Source organism: Streptomyces sp. NPDC058678, assembly GCF_042714835.1.
Lineage (GTDB): Bacteria > Actinomycetota > Actinomycetes > Streptomycetales > Streptomycetaceae > Streptomyces.
This window is the reverse complement of record NZ_JBHXSG010000006.1, coordinates 129,151-147,001: the sequence shown is the minus strand read 5'-3', so window position 1 is coordinate 147,001 and position 17,851 is coordinate 129,151. Positions and strand designations below refer to the sequence as shown.

The window sequence follows — 17,851 nt, the reverse complement described above, 5'->3', positions numbered from 1 at the left end:
TGCATTACATACGCGTCAGGCCCACAGCGTCGTGCGTCTTCCACGCGGCTAGCAACCCTCCACCGCATGCGGCCGTCGGGACGGCCGTCCGCATTGGACATGTGAGGACTCACGTGAGCTCGAAACCTGTCGTACTCATCGCTGAAGAGCTGTCGCCCGCCACTGTCGACGCGCTTGGCCCCGACTTCGAGATCCGGCACGTCAACGGCGCGGACCGGGCCGAGCTGCTGCCCGCCATCGCCGACGTCGACGCGATCCTGATCCGCTCGGCCACCAAGGTCGATGCCGAGGCGGTCGCCGCCGCGAACAAGCTGAAGGTCGTCGCACGAGCCGGCGTCGGCCTGGACAACGTCGACGTCTCCGCCGCCACCAAGGCCGGCGTGATGGTCGTCAACGCCCCCACCTCGAACATCGTGACCGCCGCCGAACTGGCCTGCGGTCTGCTGCTCGCCACCGCGCGCCACATTCCGCAGGCCAACACCGCGCTGAAGAACGGCGAGTGGAAGCGCAGCAAGTACACGGGCGTCGAGCTCGCGGAGAAGACCCTCGGTGTCGTGGGTCTGGGCCGTATCGGCGCGCTCGTCGCCCAGCGGATGTCGGCCTTCGGCATGAAGGTCGTCGCCTACGACCCCTACGTGCAGCCCGCGCGGGCCGCGCAGATGGGCGTCAAGGTGCTGTCGCTGGACGAGCTGCTCGAGGTCGCCGACTTCATCACCGTGCACCTGCCCAAGACCCCCGAGACGCTGGGTCTCATCGGCGACGAGGCGCTGCACAAGGTCAAGCCGTCGGTGCGCATCGTCAACGCCGCGCGCGGCGGGATCGTCGACGAGGAGGCGCTGTACTCGGCGCTCAAGGAGGGCCGCGTCGCCGGCGCCGGTCTGGACGTGTACGCGAAGGAGCCCTGCACGGACTCCCCGCTGTTCGAGCTCGACCAGGTCGTCTGCACCCCGCACCTCGGGGCGTCGACCGACGAGGCGCAGGAGAAGGCCGGTATCGCCGTCGCCAAGTCGGTGCGCCTGGCCCTGGCCGGCGAGCTGGTCCCGGACGCGGTCAACGTCCAGGGCGGTGTCATCGCCGAGGACGTCAAGCCGGGCCTGCCGCTCGCCGAGCGCCTCGGTCGTATCTTCACCGCGCTCGCCGGTGAGGTCGCGGTCCGCCTCGACGTCGAGGTGTACGGCGAGATCACCCAGCACGACGTGAAGGTGCTGGAGCTCAGTGCCCTCAAGGGTGTCTTCGAGGACGTCGTCGACGAGACGGTGTCGTACGTCAACGCCCCGCTGTTCGCGCAGGAGCGTGGTGTCGAGGTGCGCCTGACGACCAGCTCCGAGTCGGCCGACCACCGCAACGTCGTGACCGTGCGCGGCACGCTCGGCAGCGGCGAGGAGGTGGCGGTCTCCGGCACCCTGGCCGGCCCCAAGCACCTGCAGAAGCTCGTCGCGGTCGGTGAGTACGACGTCGACCTCGCGCTCGCCGACCACATGGTCGTCCTGCGGTACGAGGACCGTCCGGGTGTCGTCGGCACCGTGGGCCGTGTCTTCGGCGAGGCCGGCATCAACATCGCCGGCATGCAGGTGTCGCGTGCGGTGGCGGGTGGCGAGGCGCTGGCCGTCCTGACCGTGGACGACACGGTGCCCGCCGGCGTGCTGGCGGAGGTCGCGGAGGAGATCGGCGCGACGTCCGCCCGCGCGGTGAACCTGGTCTGACGCTTGACGGCGAGAAGCCGGGTGAGCCGAGAATCCTCGGCGCACCCGGCTTCCGTCATGCCGGGACCTTTTCCGGTTCCGGAGTCTCCTCCGGCACCCGAACGCGCCGCAGTGTCACGGCCGCCAGCACCGCCGCCCCCGCAAGTACCAGCGCCCCCGCGACCGAGGCCGCCTGCATCCCGCTGGTGAAGGCCTCTCGTGCCGTGGTCGCCAGGCCCGGTACCCCGTCGGCCACGGCGAGCGCCCCGCCCAGGGTCTCGCGGGCAGGAGCGGGGGCCGAGGCCGGCATGTCGTGGCGGTAGATCGCGGTACCGATCGCGCCCAGGACGGCCATGCTCAGGGCGCCGCCGAACTCGGTGCCCGTCTCCAGGAGCGACGAGGCCGCGCCCGCCTTCTCGACCGGGGCCGTGCTCATGGCCAGGTCGGTCAGCTGGGACATCACGGTGACGGCGCCGGAGGCCAGGACGCCGCACGCGGCCAGCAGCAGCCAGAGGGAGTCCGTGTCCACCAGGGCCAGCAGCGCGTAGCCGCCCGCGCTGACCGCGAAGCCTGCGGCGACGAGGTGGGCGCGGTGCACGCCCCGCTGCGCGAGGTGGGCCGTGAGCGGCCCCGCGGCGCCGATGAGCACGGAAGGCAGCAGGCTCCACAGCGCGGCCTCCAGGGCACTCTTGCCGAGGACCGACTGGAGGTACTGCGTGGTGAAGTAGGCCGACCCCATCATCCCGAAGGCGGAGACGAGGTTGAGGGCGACCGCCGGGGTGAAGCCGTGGTTGCGGAACAGCGCCGGTGAGATGAGCGGCGAGGCCGTGGTGCGCTGGCGGTGGACGAACAGCGCGGCGAAGAGCAGGCCGACGGTCACCGACACGACGTAGCGCACGTTCCAGCCCTCGGACGCAATCTCCTTCAGGCCGTAGATCACGGGCAGGACCGCTGCCATGGAGAGCGGGACGCTCAGCAGGTCGAAACGTCCGGGGTTCGTGCTCTTCGACTCCGGGAGCAGGACCGGGCCGAGGACCAGAAGCAGCACCATCGCGGGCAGGTTGACCAGGAAGACCGAGCCCCACCAGAAGTGTTCGACGAGCACGCCGCTCATCACCGAGCCGAGTGCGATACCGGCCGTCATCACGCCGGACCAGAGGCCGACCGCCTTCGCGCGCTGGGCCGAGTCGGTGAACATCGTGCGGACCAGCGCCATCGTCGACGGCATGAGGGTCGCGCCGCCGATGCCGAGGACCGCACGCGCCGCGATCAGGGTCTCGGCGCTGTGCGCGTACGCCGCCACCAGGGAGGCGGTGCCGAAGGCCGCGGCGCCGATCAGCAGCAGCCTGCGACCGCCGATGCGGTCGCCGAGGGAGCCCATCGTCATCAGCAGGCCGGCCAGTACGAAACCGTAGATGTCGAAGATCCACAGCTGCTGGGTGCCACTCGGCTCCAGGTCCGCGCTGATCGCCGGGATGGCGAAGTAGAGCACCGAGACGTCCATGGAGACCAGGAGCAGCGGAAGCATCAGCACGGCGAGGGCGGTCCATTCGCGGCGGCCGGCACGGGGGCCTGCGGAAGTACGCGTCGGGTTCGTCATGCCTGAGGACTGTACGAGCGTCTTAAACGCTTGTCTAGTACGTCTGTATAAATCGTTTGTACAAGTCGGTTGTGTAAGTCGCCTGTCTAGGACAGTCGTATGGATCCGGGTACGCTGCTGCGCATGGGACACCGTGAGGATCTGCTCGAAGGCGCCAAGCGCTGCCTGTTGCGGAAGGGGTTCGCGCGTACGACGGCGCGCGACATCGTGAAGGAGTCGGGCACCAACCTGGCGTCGATCGGCTACCACTACGGATCGAAGGACGCGTTGCTGGCGCAGGCGTACGTGTCCTTGGTCGAAGCGCTGGGCGACGCCTTCGACGGGGGCGGGATCGCCACGAGCGCCACCGAGCCGGGATCCGTCGAACGGTTCCAGGGGGTGTGGTCGAACATCGTCGGCACCATGCGGGATCCCGGTTCGATCTGGCACCTCAGCATGGAGGTCCTGGTCATGGGTGACGAGATGCCCGAGGTGCGCGATCACCTGGCGCTGGCCCAGCGGGAGGCGGCGCGCGGGCTCATCCCGCTGCTCATGGGCGGCCGGGAGGAGGACGTCTCGGACGAGACCGTGGACACCCTCGGCGCGTTCTACCTCACCCTGATGACCGGCCTCATCGCGCAGTGGACCTTCGACCCGAAGACCGCCCCCGGCGCGGAGCAGCTCGCCGAGGGGCTGCGCCAGGTGATCGCCGCCGTCACGAAGGGGTGACCCGCCCGTCCCGCATCTCCAGCACCCGGTCCGCGAAGTGCCGTACGACCGCCCGGTCGTGGCAGATGAACAGGTAGCCGAGACCCAGCTCGTCCTGGAGGTCGGCGAGCAGGTTCAGCACGCCGGCCCGGACGGACGGGTCGAGGGCCGACACCGGTTCGTCCAGGATCAGCAGGCGCGGCTCGGAGGCGAGCGCGCGGGCGATGCCGGCGCGCTGGCACTGGCCGCCGGAGAGTTCGTGCGGGTGGCGGTCGCCGTACGACGGGTCGAGGCCGACGCGGTCGAGGAGGTCGGCCACTCGGGCGGGGCCGTCGTCCGCGCTCCAGCGGCCCTGGACCCTGAGTGGTTCCGCGACCGCGTCGCGGATGCGGTGGCGGGGGCTGAGGGAGCCGTACGGATCCTGGAAGACGGGCTGCATGCGGGGGCGCAGCGGGCGGAGTTCGCGTTCGCCGAGGGTGGTCAGCTCCCGCCCCTCGAAGCGCACTTCGCCGCTGTCCGGGCGGCGCAGCTGCAGTACCGCCAGGGCGGTGGAGGACTTGCCGCAGCCGGAAGGGCCGTTCAGGGCGAGCGTCTCTCCCGCGTGCAGGGCGAAGGAGACGTGGTCCACCGCCGTGACCGGTCCGTGGCGTACGACGAGGTCGCGGACGTCAAGAAGAGGCATACGGCTTCTCCAGGAACAACTCGACGGCGGGGTGGGGGACTTCGGCCCAGCGGTGACAGGCGACCAGCCGTCCCTCCACCGGGCGCGGCTCCGGATCCTCGTGGTGGCAGGTGTCCGCCGCGATCGGGCAGCGCGGGCCGAAGGCGCAGCCCGGCGGCAGCGCGCCCGGCGCGGGCGGGCTGCCGGGAAGGGTGGGCAGGCGGCGGCCGGCGGGGGCGTACTGGGGGAGGGACGCCAGCAGGCCCGCCGTGTAGGGGGCCGACGGGCGGGTCAACACCTCTTCGGCCGGGCCGAGTTCGGTCAGGCGTCCGGCGTACATGACCAGCGCGCGGTCCGCGTGTTGTCGTACGACGTCCAGGTCGTGCGTGACCAGGACGAGCGCCGCCCCGACCGCTTCCCGCTGTTCGCCGAGTACCCGGAGCACCTGGTCCCGGCGCTCCTCGTCCAGCGCGGTGGTCGGCTCGTCGGCGACGAGGACGTCGGGTTCGTTGATCGTCGCCATCGCGATCACCGCCCGCTGCCGCATACCGCCGGAGAACTCGTGCGGGTACGCGCGCGCCTTGCGGGCGGCGTCCGGAATGCCGACGCGGTCGAGCGCGGCCACCGCCCGGGCCCGGGCCTCCTTGCGCGACACACCGGCCACCGACCTCACGGCGACGGCGAGTTGGTCGCCCACCGGGTGCACGGGGGAGAGTGCGGACAGGGCGTCCTGCGGAACGAGGGCGATGCGGCGGCCGCGCTGGGCGGCGAGATCGGTCTCGCCGAGCAGTCGTACGCTCCCGCTCGTTGTCGCGCCCGGCGGCAGCATGCCCAGCAGCGCCCGCGCCGTGAGGGACTTGCCCGCGCCCGACTCGCCGACGACGGCCAGCACTTCGCGCGGGCGGACGTCGAAGGACAGGCCGCGCACGGCCTCGACGCCGTCGAAGGCGATCCGCAGATCGCGTACGGAGAGAAGTGCCTCAGACTCCAACGGGGGCCGCCTTCCTGGTGTCGCGGGTGACGCGTCGGCCCTGGGCGTACGCCGCTCCCGACACCGCCAGTCCCGCGAGCAGGGCCAAAGCCACCGCGGGGGCGAGGGCCGCCCACGGGGCGCGTTCCACGTAGGCGCGGGACTCGTCGAGGAGCAGGCCCCACTCGGGGGCGGGCGGCTGGGCGCCGAGGCCCAGGAAGCCGAGGGAGGCCAGGGCGAGGGCGATGCCGGGCAGGCGCAGCAGGGCGTGCCGGGCGACGGGCGCGGCCACCGACGGGAGGACGTGCCGGGTGAGGATCCACGACGGGGTTGCGCCGATGGCCCGTTGGGCGGTGAGGAAGGAGGACGCGCGCACCTCCTGCACCAGCGCCGCCGCGTGCGAGGCCAGGGGCGGCCACGAGATCAGCGCGACCGCGAGGGCCGCTCCGCCGGTGCCGGGTCCGGACGCCGCCGCGACCAGGATGCCGACGATCACCGGGGGCAGGGCGTTCGCGATGTCCGCCGCGCCGGCCGCGACACCGGGCAGGAAGCCGAGCGCCAGCGCGAGCAGCAGGCTCAGCAGACACACCGCCGCCGCCGTGCCGACCGTCGGGGCCGCGCCGTGGCCGAGCCGGGCGAGCACGTCCCGGCCGAGGCCGTCGGTGCCGAGCGGGTGCGACCAGGAGGGCGCGGCCAGCCGGGCGGTCGGGTCGAGTGCGTACGGGTCGCGCAGCAGGCCCCAGCCGATCGCCGTCGCGAGCAGGACGGCGAGGGCCACCGGGATCGCCGGATGCGCGCGAACCGGCCGCACCGGCGGCAGCGACAGCCCGGCGTCCCGCAGCGCCGGGCCCAGCAGCCGACGCCTTACGAGCGCCGCGACCGCCCCCGTGACCAGGCCGAGCAGCAGCAGAGCCAGGACCGCGCCCTGGAGCAGCGGCAGATCCTGCGACTTGGCAGCGCCGAGCGCAGTACGGCCGATGCCGGGCACGGCGAACACGGTCTCGACGGCGACCGCGCCACCCGTCAGCCCCACCGCCACCATCCCGAACTGCGGTACCAGCGGCGGCAGTACGCGCCTCAGGGCGGCCGCCGAGACGTTCCGGCGGGTGACTCCGGCTCCTCGCCACAGCTCCACCCACCGCTCGTCCAGCACGGCGGGCAGCGCGTCCGCCACCAGCCGGCCGAGCAGACCGCCCGCGGGGACGCCGAGGGCGAGCGCGGGCAGGACCATGTACTGCGGGCCCTGCCAGCCGGACGTCGGCAGCCACCCCAGCCACACCCCGCACACCAGCAACGCGACGGTGGCCAGCAGGAACTCGGGCACGGCCGCCAGCATCGCGGCCCACGCCCCGGACGACCCCCGCCCCCGCACCAGCACGGGCGCCACCAGCGCGCACGCCAGCAGCACCGCGACCGCGAAGGCCGCACCCATCAGCGCCAGCGACACCTGGAGCCCGGAAACCACGGACGGCAGGACGTCGGTGCCGGAGACCCAGGACGTGCCGAGGTCTCCGTGCAGCAGGTCCGAGGCCCAACTCCCCAGCAGCGGCAGCGGTCCCGCGTCGAGGCCGAGATCCTGGCGTACGGCGTCCAGAGCCTCCTCGGTCGGCTCCTGCTCGGCGGAGCGGGCCCGCAGGACCGTCAGGGCGGGGTCGCGGCCGGAGAGCCAGGGCAACAGGCCCACGGTGGTCAGGACCGTGAGGAGACAGACGGCCCGGGTCGCCCCGGCCGCTCTTGGTCGGAGCCTCACTTGACGTGCGTGTCCGCCGTGACCAGCTCCCGCTCGCGGGGGTCGTGGGCGGCGTCGACGACCCCGGCGGCGTCGCCCTGGATCACCCGCTCATGGAGCATCGGCACGGCCGCGTCGGTGGCGAGCACGGCGGCCTCGGCCTCGATGACGGCCTTGCGGCGGGCGTCGCCGCTCTCGGTGCCGCCCGCCCTGGTCAGCGCCTTGTCCACGGTGGGGTTCGCGAGCTGGGAGATGTTGAAGGAGCCGTCGGAGGCGAAGTCGCTGTAGAGGTAGGCGGCCGGGTCGCCGGAGTCGAGGACGGTCGCCCGGGAGAGGATGAACGCGTCGAACTCGCCCGCCAGCGCGTCGGATTCGATGTTGGCGTACTCGCGGATGTCCAGCTTCACCTTGAAGCCGGCCTTCTGCAGCTGCTGTTGGAGGCTGGCCGCCACCTCGGGAAGTTCGGCGCGGTCGGTGAAGGTGCCGATGGTGATGGTCTTCCCGGACGGGTCGCCCGCCTTGGTGCGGGACACCGGCGTACGCAGTTCGGCCGCCCACGGCAGCGCGGGTCCCAGCAGCCCTGCGGCGACGTCGGCGCGACCCTCGTAGACGCTCTTCACGATCGTCTCGGCGTCGACCGCCTCGCGGGCGGCGGCGCGCAGCGAGGCGTCCTCGAAGGCGCCCTTCCCGGTGTTCAGATACAGGGTGTTGGTGCGCGGCATCGGGACCTCGGTGATCAGGTCCTCGTCGAGCAGCGCGGCCTGCGACACGGGGACCGCCTCGACGATGTCGGCCTCGCCGCTGCGGAGGGCGGCGGCGCGGGCGGTGCCGTCCGGCACGAACCTGACGTCGATGCCGGGGGACTCGGCCTTGTCGCCCCAGTAGGCGCCGTAGCGGTCGAGGGTGGCGGAGGAGGTGCCGTTGACCTTGGTCAGCTCGAAGGGGCCGGTGCCGGCGCCCACGGGGTTCACCGTCTTCCCGGTGTACGCCTTCGCCGCGAGGATGGACAGCTGCGGGGAGCTGAGCCGCTGCGGGACGAGGGGGTCCTCGTCGCCCGTGGTGACGACGACCGTGTCCTCGCCCTCGGCCTTCGCCGTCAGTTCGACGCCGTCGAGGATGCGGGGCTTGGGGGCGGCGCCGGCGGCCGCGGTGAGGGAGCGGACGACGGTCTCGGCGGTCAGCTCCGTGCCGTCGTGGAAGGTGACCCCGTCTCTGAGGGTGAAGGTCCAGCTCTTGCCCGACTGTGTCCACTTGGTGGCCAGCGCGGGTGCGGCGTCTCCCTCCTTGTCCAGTTTCACCAGCGTCTCGGCCGTCGACCAGCGGGACAGCTTGAACGCGTCGTCGGACAGCGGGGACAGCCCGGAGCGCGGGGGCTGCATCATCGCGACGCGTATTCGCTTGCCGCCCCCTTCGTCACCCGTGGCCGACTCCGCACCGGCGAAACAGCCGGTGAGCAGGGCGGAGGCGGCCGTGAGGGCGGTGGCGGGGAGCAGGCGGTGGGCGGGCAGGCGCACGGGACCCTCCGGGTAAAGGGGTGGTCAAGGGTGAGTGCGGCGACCGTAGCACGATGACAATCGTTTTCAATAATTCCGTGTCCCGCCGACCTGGTCACCGCTGGGCACCGCCGCCCTGGCCGCCCGACCGCTCACAGCCGTGCCCTCTTCAACGCCATGTGCAGCAGCAGCCGGTCCTCCCCGTCGTCCAGGTCCAGCCCCGTGAGCTGTTCGACCCGCGACAACCGGTAGTAGAGGGTCTGGCGGTGGATGCCCAGCTCCGCCGCCGTCCGGCCCGCCTGGCCCGCGCAGTCCAGGTAGACCTCCGCCGTGCGGGCCAGTTCGCGGTGGGCGGGGGAGAGGAGCGTGCGTACGGCGGGGTCGTGGGCCGTCTCCGGGGGCAGGGCGGTCAGCAGGCGGTACGGGCCGATCGACGCCCACTCGGCGACCGGGCCGAGGTGGGGTTCCGCCAGGGCCGCGCGGGCGGCGGCCGAGGCCTCCCGCCAGGCCGTCCCCAGTTCCGCGAGCCCGGCTCGGGCGGGCGCGATGCCGGCGGCGGCCTCAGTGCCGCGCGCCTGCTCCAGCAACCGCCCCGCCGCCGACGTGGCCGGCGCCAGCACGTCCGCCGAGCGCAGCCGTACCAGCAGGGCCAGGGACGTGGCGGTCGTCTCCCACGGCACCGTGCACAGGGCGGTGGCCCCCGGCACCGTACGGACCGACGGGGCGTCGTCCGGGCCGGCCGACGGCCAGGGGGCCACGCACACCACGGTGTGAAGGGTGTCGGTGCGGGGCCCGAGGGCGGTGCGGAGTTCGGCGACGGCCATGTCGCGCTGCCAGTCGCGCTCGGCCGTGAGGACCGCCCGCAGTTCCCGCGAGAGGTCCGCCCCGTGCTGCGCCTCGTCCGCGAGCAGCGCGCCGATGCGGGCGGTCACCTCCATGGCCGCCGTCAGCTGCCGTTCGGTCGGCCCCGGATCGTCGGCCAGCAGCCAGACGTAACCGAGGACGACCCCCCGATGGCGTACGGGAAGACAGACGCGACCCCGGTACACGCCCGCCTCCGGGGTCGGCGGGATGCGGACCGGGCCGGTCGCCCGCGTGATGCCGAAGCCCTCGAACCACGTCCGGACCGCGGACGTCGAGCGGCGGGTCAGGATCGAGCGGGTGCGCACCGGGTCCAGGGCGGCGGCGTCGAGCTCGCCCTCACTGTCGTACGCGCCGAAGGCGATCAGCTCGAAGTCCCGGCTCTCCAGCGTCGCCGGGGCGCCGAGGATCTCCGAGACCTCGTCGACCAGCTCCTGGTAGTCGCCCTTGTGGTCCTTGTAATCCGACGTCACCCGGGCATTCTCCCGCATATCCGCAAGCCCTTCATACATCTGTCTGAGATCTGGGGCACGGATGCGTGACAGCTGTCGATGGCAGACGATCGGAGGGATCCTTAGGTTTCACGGTGGTTCTCCGTGCCGTTCCCGGAACGTTGGGAAACGGCCTCGTCTGGGTTGGTATGTGGAGGTTCCCCGTGCTGGGTCCCGTGATTCTCGCCGCGTCGCGCAGCGACCGGATGCGCCACCTGATCTCGGCCGCCCCGGTGACCAAGCGGGTCGTCGACCGCTTCATCCCGGGCGAGACCGTCGACGAGATCGTGCCGATCGTCCGGGCGCTGACGGACCGGGGCCTGGAGCTGACGATGGACGTCGTCGGCGAGGACATCACCACGCCCGCGCAGGCCGCCGCCGCGCGGGACGCCTACCTGGAGCTCGTCGACCGGCTGAAGCAGCTGGAGCTGGGCGCCCGCGCCGAGATGTCGGTGAAGCTGTCGATGTTCGGCCAGGCCCTCCCCGGTGGTCACGAGCTGGCTCTCGGCAACGTCCGGCCCGTCGTCGAGGCCGCCGCCGCCATCGGTACGACCGTCACCCTCGACGCGGAGGACCACACCACCCTCGACTCGATGTTCGCCATCCACGAGGAGCTGCGGAAGGAATTCCCGCAGACCGGCTGCGTGATCCAGGCCTACCTCTTCCGCACCGAGGCCGACGCCCGCCGCCTCGCCGAGAACGGCAGCCGGGTACGGCTGGTGAAGGGGGCGTACAAGGAGCCCGCCGAGGTCGCCCACCAGAACAAGCACGAGATCGACAAGGCGTACGTGCGGATCCTGAAGGTCCTGATGGCGGGGGAGGGGTATCCGATGATCGGGTCCCACGACCCACGCCTCATCTCCATCGCCCAGGAACTCGCCCGGTGCTCCGGCCGCAAGCTCGACGAGTACGAGTTCCAGATGCTGTACGGCATCCGGAGCGACGAGCACCTGCGGCTCGCCGCCGAGGGCCACCGGATGCGCGTCTACACCGCCTACGGCACCGACTGGTACGGCTACTTCATGCGCCGCCTGGCGGAGAAGCCGGCGAACCTCCGCTTCTTCGCCCGCTCGATCCTCACCAAGGACTGAGCCGCACACCGCTCGCAACACCGCTCAGTAAGGAGTTACGGAACCCATGGACGCTGTGACCCAGGTCCCCACCCCCGTCAACGAGCCGGTGCACGGCTACGCGCCCGGCTCGCCCGAGCGCGCCCGGCTGGAGGCCAAGCTGAAGGAGCTGGCCGAGAACCCGGTCGACCTCCCGTGCACCATCGGCGGTGCGCAGCGGCTCGGTGGCGGTGAGCGTTTCGACGTCGTGCAGCCGCACAACCACAAGGCCGTCCTCGGTACGTACGGCAACGCCACCCGGCAGGACGCCCAGGACGCCATCGACGCGGCCCTCGCCGCCGCGCCCGCCTGGCGCGCGATGTCGTTCGACGACCGCGCGGCGATCATCCTGCGCGCGGCGGACCTGCTGGCCGGCCCCTGGCGCGAGACGCTCGCCGCCTCGACCATGCTGGGCCAGTCCAAGACCGCTCAGCAGGCCGAGATCGACACCCCCTGCGAGCTGGTCGACTTCTGGCGCTTCAACGTCAAGTACGCCCGCGACCTGCTCGCCGAGCAGCCCCCGGCCAACTCGCCGGGCGTCTGGAACCGCCTCGACCACCGCCCGCTCGAGGGGTTCGTCTACGCGATCACGCCGTTCAACTTCACGGCGATCGCGGGCAACCTGCCGACCGCGCCCGCGCTCATGGGCAACGTCGTGGTCTGGAAGCCGTCCCCGACCCAGACCCACGCCGCCGTGCTGCTGATGCGGCTCCTGGAAGAGGCAGGTCTGCCCAAGGGCGTCATCAACCTCGTCACCGGTGACGGCATCGAGGTCTCCGAGGTCGCCCTGGCCCACCGCGACCTGGCCGGTATCCACTTCACCGGCTCGACCAAGACCTTCCAGTACCTGTGGAAGACGGTCGGCGCCAACATCGAGAAGTACCGCTCCTACCCGCGCCTGGTCGGCGAGACCGGCGGCAAGGACTTCGTCGTCGCCCACCCGAGCGCCGACCCCGCGGTCCTGAAGACCGCCCTGACCCGCGGTGCCTTCGAGTACCAGGGCCAGAAGTGCTCGGCGACCTCCCGGGCGTACATCCCCGCGTCGATCTGGAACAGCGGCTTCCGTGAGGAGTTCGCCGCCGAGGTCGACCACATCACCATGGGTGACGTCACCGACCTGTCCCACTTCGTCGGCGCCGTCATCGACGAGCGGGCCTTCGCCAAGAACAAGGCGGCCATCGACCGCGCGAAGTCCGACCCCGACTGCACGATCGTCGCGGGCGGTTCGTACGACGACTCGACCGGTTACTTCGTCCGCCCGACCGTCATCGAGTGCGGCGACCCGGCGAACGAGGTCTTCACCACCGAGTACTTCGGCCCGATCCTCGCCGTGCACGTCTACGAGGATGACAGCTACGACGAGATGCTGACCCAGATGGAGTCGGTGTCCGCCTACGCGCTCACGGGCTCGGTCATCTCGACCGACCGTGCGGCGACGGCGTACACGATGGAGAAGCTGCGCTACGCGGCCGGCAACTTCTACATCAACGACAAGTCGACCGGCGCCGTCGTCGGCCAGCAGCCCTTCGGCGGCGGCCGTGCCTCCGGCACCAACGACAAGGCGGGCGCCCCGCAGAACCTGATGCGCTGGACGCTGACCCGCGCCATCAAGGAGACGCTGGTCCCGCCGACCGACTACACCTACCCGCACATGGGCTGACCCCCCACGGGGGAACGGGCCGGGTCGTCGTCGACCCGGCCCGTTCGCGTGAAACCGCAGTTCAGCGCGGTGTGAGCCAGTACACCGCCAGTGCGCCGTCTCAGATAGTAGGAAGTCCGAGTAATTGTGGAGACAGACGCGCGCTCCTCCCTTAACTTTGTAGGAGCCGAACGTCTCGCTCGACCAAGCGAATGGCGGTCGTGAGCCGGGCCCCGCGCAGGCAACCCCTGCGGCTCGCTCCCCGCCCCTTCCGGCGTCTCGCAACCCCCCCCGTGCACTCCAGGAACTCGAAGGAGTCGATTTCCCATGGCCGAGACGACCGCCCGCCGCCGAGTCCGTCGTATCTCCCGTACGAGCGAGTCCGACCGTAAGAACGCGGCCGCCGCCCTCCAGCGCGCCCTCGACCGCCGCGACAACGGCGGCTCGACCGGCCACTGAGGCCAGGTCCAGTACCCATGTAAGCCGGGAGCCGCACCCGCGAGGTGCGGCGCGGTCTCAGACGCCGCGCCGCACCTCGAAATGGTCGACGCGCTCCCCGCTCTGCGCCAGCGCCGACACCGTGAGGCGCGGCCGTGCCCCGCTCTCCGCCTCCACCGAGAGGAAGGAGAAGCCCCGGTAGCGCACCCGCGACCACTCCACGGTCTCCTTCTCGGACTCCTTCGACTTCGTCCACCGGAAGGTCTCGACCGACTCGCGGCCCGTGACGTGCCCCTCGTAGCTCTCCTTCACGCCTTCCGGAAACCCGTACAGGTCCTTGCCGCCGCCGCCCGCCGTGACGTACACCGTCCCGTCCCGGGTGGGGTCCGTTGACGCGCCGATCGGGACCGGCCTGCCGACCTCGCCGTCCTTGATCGCGTCGGTGCGCTCGTAGACGTGGTTGTGCCCGTTGATCACCAGGTCCACCTGGTGCCTGGCGAACAGCGGCAGCCACTCGGCACGGACTCCGCCGTCGGAGGCGTGCGTGGAGGTCGAGTACGCGCAGTGGTGGAAGAAGACGACGACGAAGTCGACCGAGGCGTCTGCCCGCAGCTCGCCCAGCTTCCGGTCCAGCCAGGCCGTCTGCTTGCCTTCCGTGTAGCCGAAGTTGGCGGGGATCTCGTACGACACGTCGTTCGCGTCCAGCGCCACGAAGCCGACGTTGCCGTACGTGAACGCGTACACGCCCGGTGCCGCGCGCGGGTCGAAGCCGCTGTCCGGGAGGGACCAGCGGGCCAGCTGGCCGCCGTAGCCGTCCGGCGAGTACCAGGCCTCCATGTCGTGGTTGCCGGTCGTCACCATCCACGGCACGGACCTGGTGACCGGCTCGTTCTGCTTGAGGAACAGGTCCCAGAAGGCGGGGTCGTAGCCGTCGGACTTCTCGCCGCGGCCGTTGACGTCGGCATAGCAGATGTCGCCGGCGTGCAGGTGGAAGGCGGGGTCCTGGCGCAGCAGCACATGGTCGTTGGCGGCCGCCGCCTTGCCGACTCCCTGGTCGCCGAACGCGGTGAACACGAACCGCTCGGGGCTCGCCGGGGCCGTGCGGAAGGTGCCGATGGTCTTCCGGCGCTCGGGCGACACCGGGTCGAAGCCGTCGTGGCCGACGCCGTAGTAGTACGTCGTGCCGGGGCGCAGGCCGTCGAGTGCCGCGTGCAGGTAGTACTGGTCGAGCGCCGAGCGCACCCCGGTCAGTCCGGGTGTGTGCAGGTCGCGCACCTCGGCCTCGATCCTGCGGCCGAGGTCGTCGGGCCGGGTGCCGATCCGGAGGTACGGCTTCCGCACCGCGAGCGGCACCTGCCAGGAGACCCGCATCTGCGTCTTCGGGTCGGCGCCGAAGGCGAGATGGCGGCCGAAGGGGGTGACGACGGAGCCGTGCACCCGGGACGCGGCCGTCGCGGCCGGCGCACTGGCGGTCGTACTCGGCGCTCCGCCGCCCGAACAGCCGGTCAGCAGCCCTCCCGCCACGGCGCCCGCCGTCACCAGCGTGCGGCGCCGGGACAGTTTGGTGCGCAGGTACTCGTGCTGTTCCGCCATGCTCATCCGGCGGGCGAGCGCGGGCGGGATGCCGAAGTCGGGAGTCTCCATGGTGGTGAACTTCCCAGCGCGGCCCAACGCCCGTCCTGCGTACGGGTGAACGCAATCCGACAGGATGACGTTGTCCGCCGCCTGGGTGTCCGTATCCCGGACAGTGCGTGTCATCACATGGGACGAGGGAGTACGGTGCCGACATGTCTCGCAGCATCAATCTCGCAGTGATCCCCGGTGACGGCATCGGCCAGGAAGTCGTGGCCGAAGGTCTGAAGGTCCTCTCCGCCGTCCTCCCGCAGGATGTGAAGCTGGAGACCAAGGAGTACGACTTCGGCGCCCAGCGCTACCACGCCACCGGTGAGACCCTCACCGACGCGGACGCCGAGGCCCTCAAGCGGCACGACGCCATCCTGCTCGGCGCGATCGGCGACCCGTCGGTCCCGTCCGGTGTCCTGGAGCGCGGCTTCCTGCTGAAGCTCCGTTTCCTCTTCGACCACCACGTGAACCTGCGTCCGTCGAAGCTCCTCCCGGGTGTCGCCACCCCGCTCGCCGGTGAGCCCGAGATCGACTTCGTCGTGGTCCGTGAGGGCACCGAGGGTCCGTACACGGGCAACGGCGGCACCATCAGGAAGGGCACCCCGCACGAGGTCGCCACCGAGGTCTCCGTCAACACGGCCTTCGGTGTCGAGCGCGTGGTCCGCGACGCCTTCGCCCGTGCCCAGGCCCGCCCGCGCAAGAAGCTCGCGCTGATCCACAAGAACAACGTGCTGACCTTCGCGGGTCACCTGTGGACGAACATCTTCAACAAGGTGGCGGCGGAGTTCCCCGACGTCACCACCGAGTACATGCACGTGGACGCGGCGACCATCTACCTGGTCACGCAGCCCGAGCGCTTCGACGTGATCGTCACCGACAACCTCTTCGGTGACATCATCACCGACCTCGCCGCGGCCGTCTCCGGCGGCATCGGCGTCGCCGCCTCCGGCAACATCAACCCGAGCGGCGAGTTCCCGTCGATGTTCGAGCCGGTCCACGGCTCGGCCCCGGACATCGCCGGTCAGGGCAAGGCCGACCCCAGCGCCACGGTCCTGTCCGTCGCCCTCCTGCTGCGTCACCTCGGCTACGAGGCCGAGGCCGCCCGCATCGAGGACGCCGTCTCCGCCGACCTCGCGGAGCGCACCGGCAAGCCCGCCCGCTCCACCTCGGAGATCGGCGACGCGCTCGCCGTACGAGTAGCCGGCTGACCCGCCGCGCTTTCGCGAACACCTCGAAGCCGCCGGGTCACTCACCACCCGGCGGCTTTCGCATGTCCCCGCCGGGGTGCCACCATCATCCCCTGGGTCGCATTCACGCTGTTTTTCGTCCACGGCCTCCGTCGCGAGATAATCGAACGCGGAGCCGCGGATTGAGGGAATGCTCGGACGTCCTAGCACTGGCCACAGGCAGTACGGGCGTGAGCGCGGCCCGTCACTATCCGACCGGTGAAGGACAACCACTCATGACGACGCCCACGATCGAGCTCAAGCCCTCCGCCAACCCGCTCGCCGCCACCGAGCGCGAGGCGATCCTGGCCAACCCCGGGTTCGGCCGCCACTTCACCGACCACATGGTGACGATCAAGTGGACCGAGGGCCGCGGCTGGCACGACGCGCAGCTCGTCCCGTACGGGCCGATCTCCCTCGACCCCTCCACCCACGTCCTCCACTACGGCCAGGAGATCTTCGAGGGCCTGAAGGCCTACCGGCAGTCCGACGGCTCGGTCGCCGTCTTCCGACCGGAGGCCAACGCCCGCCGTTTCCGCAACTCCGCCCGCCGCATGGCCATGGCGGAGCTGCCCGAGGACCTCTTCATCGGGGCCCTCGACGCGCTGCTCGCGCAGGACGCCGACTGGGTCCCGCCGCACGGCGGCGAGGAGTCGCTCTACCTGCGCCCGTTCATGTTCGCCACGGAGGCCGCGCTCGGCGTGCACCCGGCCAACGAGTACCTGTTCATGCTGATCGCCTCCCCGTCCGGCGCCTACTTCGCCGGCGGCGTCAAGCCGGTCACCATCTGGGTCTCCGAGGACTACGTCCGTGCCGTCCCCGGCGGCACCGGTGACGCCAAGACCGGCGGCAACTACGCGGCCTCCCTGCTGCCCCAGGCCGAGGCGGCCAGGAACGGCTGCGACCAGGTCGTCTACCTCGACGCGGTGACCCGCACCAAGGTCGAGGAGAGCGGCAGCATGAACATCGCCTTCGTCTACGGCGACCGGATCGTCACCCCCGAGCTGACCGGCTCGATCCTGGAGGGCATCACCCGCGACTCCCTCCTCCAGGTGGCCCGCGACCTCGGCTACACGGCCGAGGAGGGGGTCGTCACGCTGCAGCAGTGGCGCGAGGACGCCGCCTCCGGCGCCCTGACCGAGGTCTTCGCCTGCGGCACCGCCGCCGTGGTCACGCCCATCGGCCACGCCAAGACCAAGGACGCGGCCTGGACGCACGGCGACGGCACTCCCGGACCGGTCACCGTGCGCCTGCGCGAGGCCCTGCTCGGCATCCAGCGCGGTGTCACGGAGGACAAGCACGGCTGGATGCACAAGCTGGGCTAGACCGGGCTGGACCGGGCTGGACCCCGTTGTCGGCCAGGGCCGCCGTGGACTCCGTGTCCGCGGCGGCCCTGCCGGGTTTCTCCGTCCACGTGGCGATCGGCCTGCGCGGCACGGACCGGGCGCAGCATTTCGGCCACGTTCGGGACTTCCTGGATGAAAGCCTCCTCGCGGACGCGTGACTCCCCGCCCGGGTTGTACGCAATAAGGCCGATTGACCCCATGGCTGCTGATGCGTTTGCCTCGGAGCGAGCCCTTGGCCCTGCCGCGGCGGCTCCCGCCTGCCTTCGGGCGGACGACGGGAGCCTTGACGGCAGGAC

14 protein-coding genes and 1 pseudogene are annotated in these 17,851 nt (G+C 71.4%); 8 read left to right on the top strand and 7 right to left on the bottom strand.

Going from position 1 to position 17,851, the window contains the following annotated elements; genetic code table 11:
• Positions 1-113 precede the first annotated feature (113 nt).
• Positions 114-1,703 (top strand): phosphoglycerate dehydrogenase, encoded by a 1,590-nt coding sequence (gene serA / locus ACFWWR_RS08785; RefSeq protein ID WP_383860997.1) that lies wholly within the window; start codon positions 114-116, stop codon positions 1,701-1,703.
• A 55-nt stretch (positions 1,704-1,758) separates the two neighbouring features.
• On the opposite strand, the gene ACFWWR_RS08780 is transcribed toward serA, so the two are convergent.
• A complete protein-coding gene (locus tag ACFWWR_RS08780) occupies positions 1,759-3,282 on the bottom strand; it encodes an MFS transporter (protein ID WP_384302597.1) in 1,524 nt (507 codons plus the stop codon).
• A gap of 123 nt (positions 3,283-3,405) precedes the next feature.
• Between ACFWWR_RS08780 and ACFWWR_RS08775 the strand changes: the two genes are divergently transcribed.
• Positions 3,406-3,990 (top strand): TetR/AcrR family transcriptional regulator, encoded by a 585-nt coding sequence (locus ACFWWR_RS08775; protein WP_383861003.1) that lies wholly within the window; start codon positions 3,406-3,408, stop codon positions 3,988-3,990.
• Here ACFWWR_RS08775 and ACFWWR_RS08770 read toward each other — a convergent pair.
• The 5 genes from ACFWWR_RS08770 to ACFWWR_RS08750 form a co-directional block, all read right to left on the bottom strand.
• Complete coding sequence (locus ACFWWR_RS08770) at positions 3,977-4,651, bottom strand: ATP-binding cassette domain-containing protein (RefSeq protein ID WP_383861006.1); 675 nt, start codon at positions 4,649-4,651, stop codon at positions 3,977-3,979. The two genes, ACFWWR_RS08775 and ACFWWR_RS08770, sit on opposite strands and share 14 nt — an antisense overlap.
• Positions 4,638-5,621, bottom strand: a complete 984-nt coding sequence (locus ACFWWR_RS08765) for an ABC transporter ATP-binding protein (protein ID WP_383861009.1) — start codon at positions 5,619-5,621, stop codon at positions 4,638-4,640. Before ACFWWR_RS08765 ends, ACFWWR_RS08770 begins: the two co-directional genes overlap by 14 nt.
• Positions 5,611-7,350, bottom strand: a complete 1,740-nt coding sequence (locus tag ACFWWR_RS08760) for an ABC transporter permease subunit (RefSeq protein ID WP_384302595.1) — start codon at positions 7,348-7,350, stop codon at positions 5,611-5,613. The genes ACFWWR_RS08765 and ACFWWR_RS08760 overlap by 11 nt, the downstream gene beginning before the upstream one ends.
• The gene (locus tag ACFWWR_RS08755) at positions 7,347-8,843 is read right to left on the bottom strand and encodes an ABC transporter substrate-binding protein (RefSeq protein ID WP_383861015.1); all 1,497 of its coding nucleotides are present in this window, start codon (positions 8,841-8,843) and stop codon (positions 7,347-7,349) included. Before ACFWWR_RS08755 ends, ACFWWR_RS08760 begins: the two co-directional genes overlap by 4 nt.
• A gap of 131 nt (positions 8,844-8,974) precedes the next feature.
• A complete protein-coding gene (locus ACFWWR_RS08750; protein ID WP_384302593.1) occupies positions 8,975-10,174 on the bottom strand; it encodes a PucR family transcriptional regulator in 1,200 nt (399 codons plus the stop codon).
• Between the two features lie 164 nt (positions 10,175-10,338).
• Here ACFWWR_RS08750 and ACFWWR_RS08745 point away from each other — a divergent pair, with 164 nt between their 5' ends.
• From ACFWWR_RS08745 to ACFWWR_RS08735, 3 genes are all read left to right on the top strand, one after another.
• Positions 10,339-11,265 (top strand): proline dehydrogenase family protein, encoded by a 927-nt coding sequence (locus tag ACFWWR_RS08745; protein WP_383861020.1) that lies wholly within the window; start codon positions 10,339-10,341, stop codon positions 11,263-11,265.
• A gap of 46 nt (positions 11,266-11,311) precedes the next feature.
• Positions 11,312-12,943: an L-glutamate gamma-semialdehyde dehydrogenase gene (gene pruA, locus ACFWWR_RS08740; protein ID WP_383861023.1), complete on the top strand. Its 1,632-nt coding sequence runs from the start codon at positions 11,312-11,314 to the stop codon at positions 12,941-12,943.
• Between the two features lie 306 nt (positions 12,944-13,249).
• Entirely contained in the window at positions 13,250-13,381 is a 132-nt protein-coding gene (locus tag ACFWWR_RS08735; RefSeq protein ID WP_107091473.1) for a hypothetical protein, read from the top strand.
• Between the two features lie 57 nt (positions 13,382-13,438).
• On the opposite strand, the gene ACFWWR_RS08730 is transcribed toward ACFWWR_RS08735, so the two are convergent.
• The gene (locus tag ACFWWR_RS08730) at positions 13,439-15,004 is read right to left on the bottom strand and encodes a purple acid phosphatase family protein (RefSeq protein ID WP_383861026.1); all 1,566 of its coding nucleotides are present in this window, start codon (positions 15,002-15,004) and stop codon (positions 13,439-13,441) included.
• Between the two features lie 143 nt (positions 15,005-15,147).
• Here ACFWWR_RS08730 and ACFWWR_RS08725 point away from each other — a divergent pair, with 143 nt between their 5' ends.
• From ACFWWR_RS08725 to ACFWWR_RS08715, 3 genes and pseudogenes are all read left to right on the top strand, one after another.
• Complete coding sequence (locus ACFWWR_RS08725; protein WP_383861029.1) at positions 15,148-16,191, top strand: 3-isopropylmalate dehydrogenase; 1,044 nt, start codon at positions 15,148-15,150, stop codon at positions 16,189-16,191.
• Between the two features lie 254 nt (positions 16,192-16,445).
• On the top strand, positions 16,446-17,534 hold the full coding sequence (locus ACFWWR_RS08720) for a branched-chain amino acid aminotransferase (protein WP_383861032.1): 1,089 nt from the start codon (positions 16,446-16,448) through the stop codon (positions 17,532-17,534).
• A gap of 62 nt (positions 17,535-17,596) precedes the next feature.
• A pseudogene (locus tag ACFWWR_RS08715) lies at positions 17,597-17,713 on the top strand (transcriptional regulator); the annotation flags it as partial.
• Positions 17,714-17,851 lie beyond the last annotated feature (138 nt).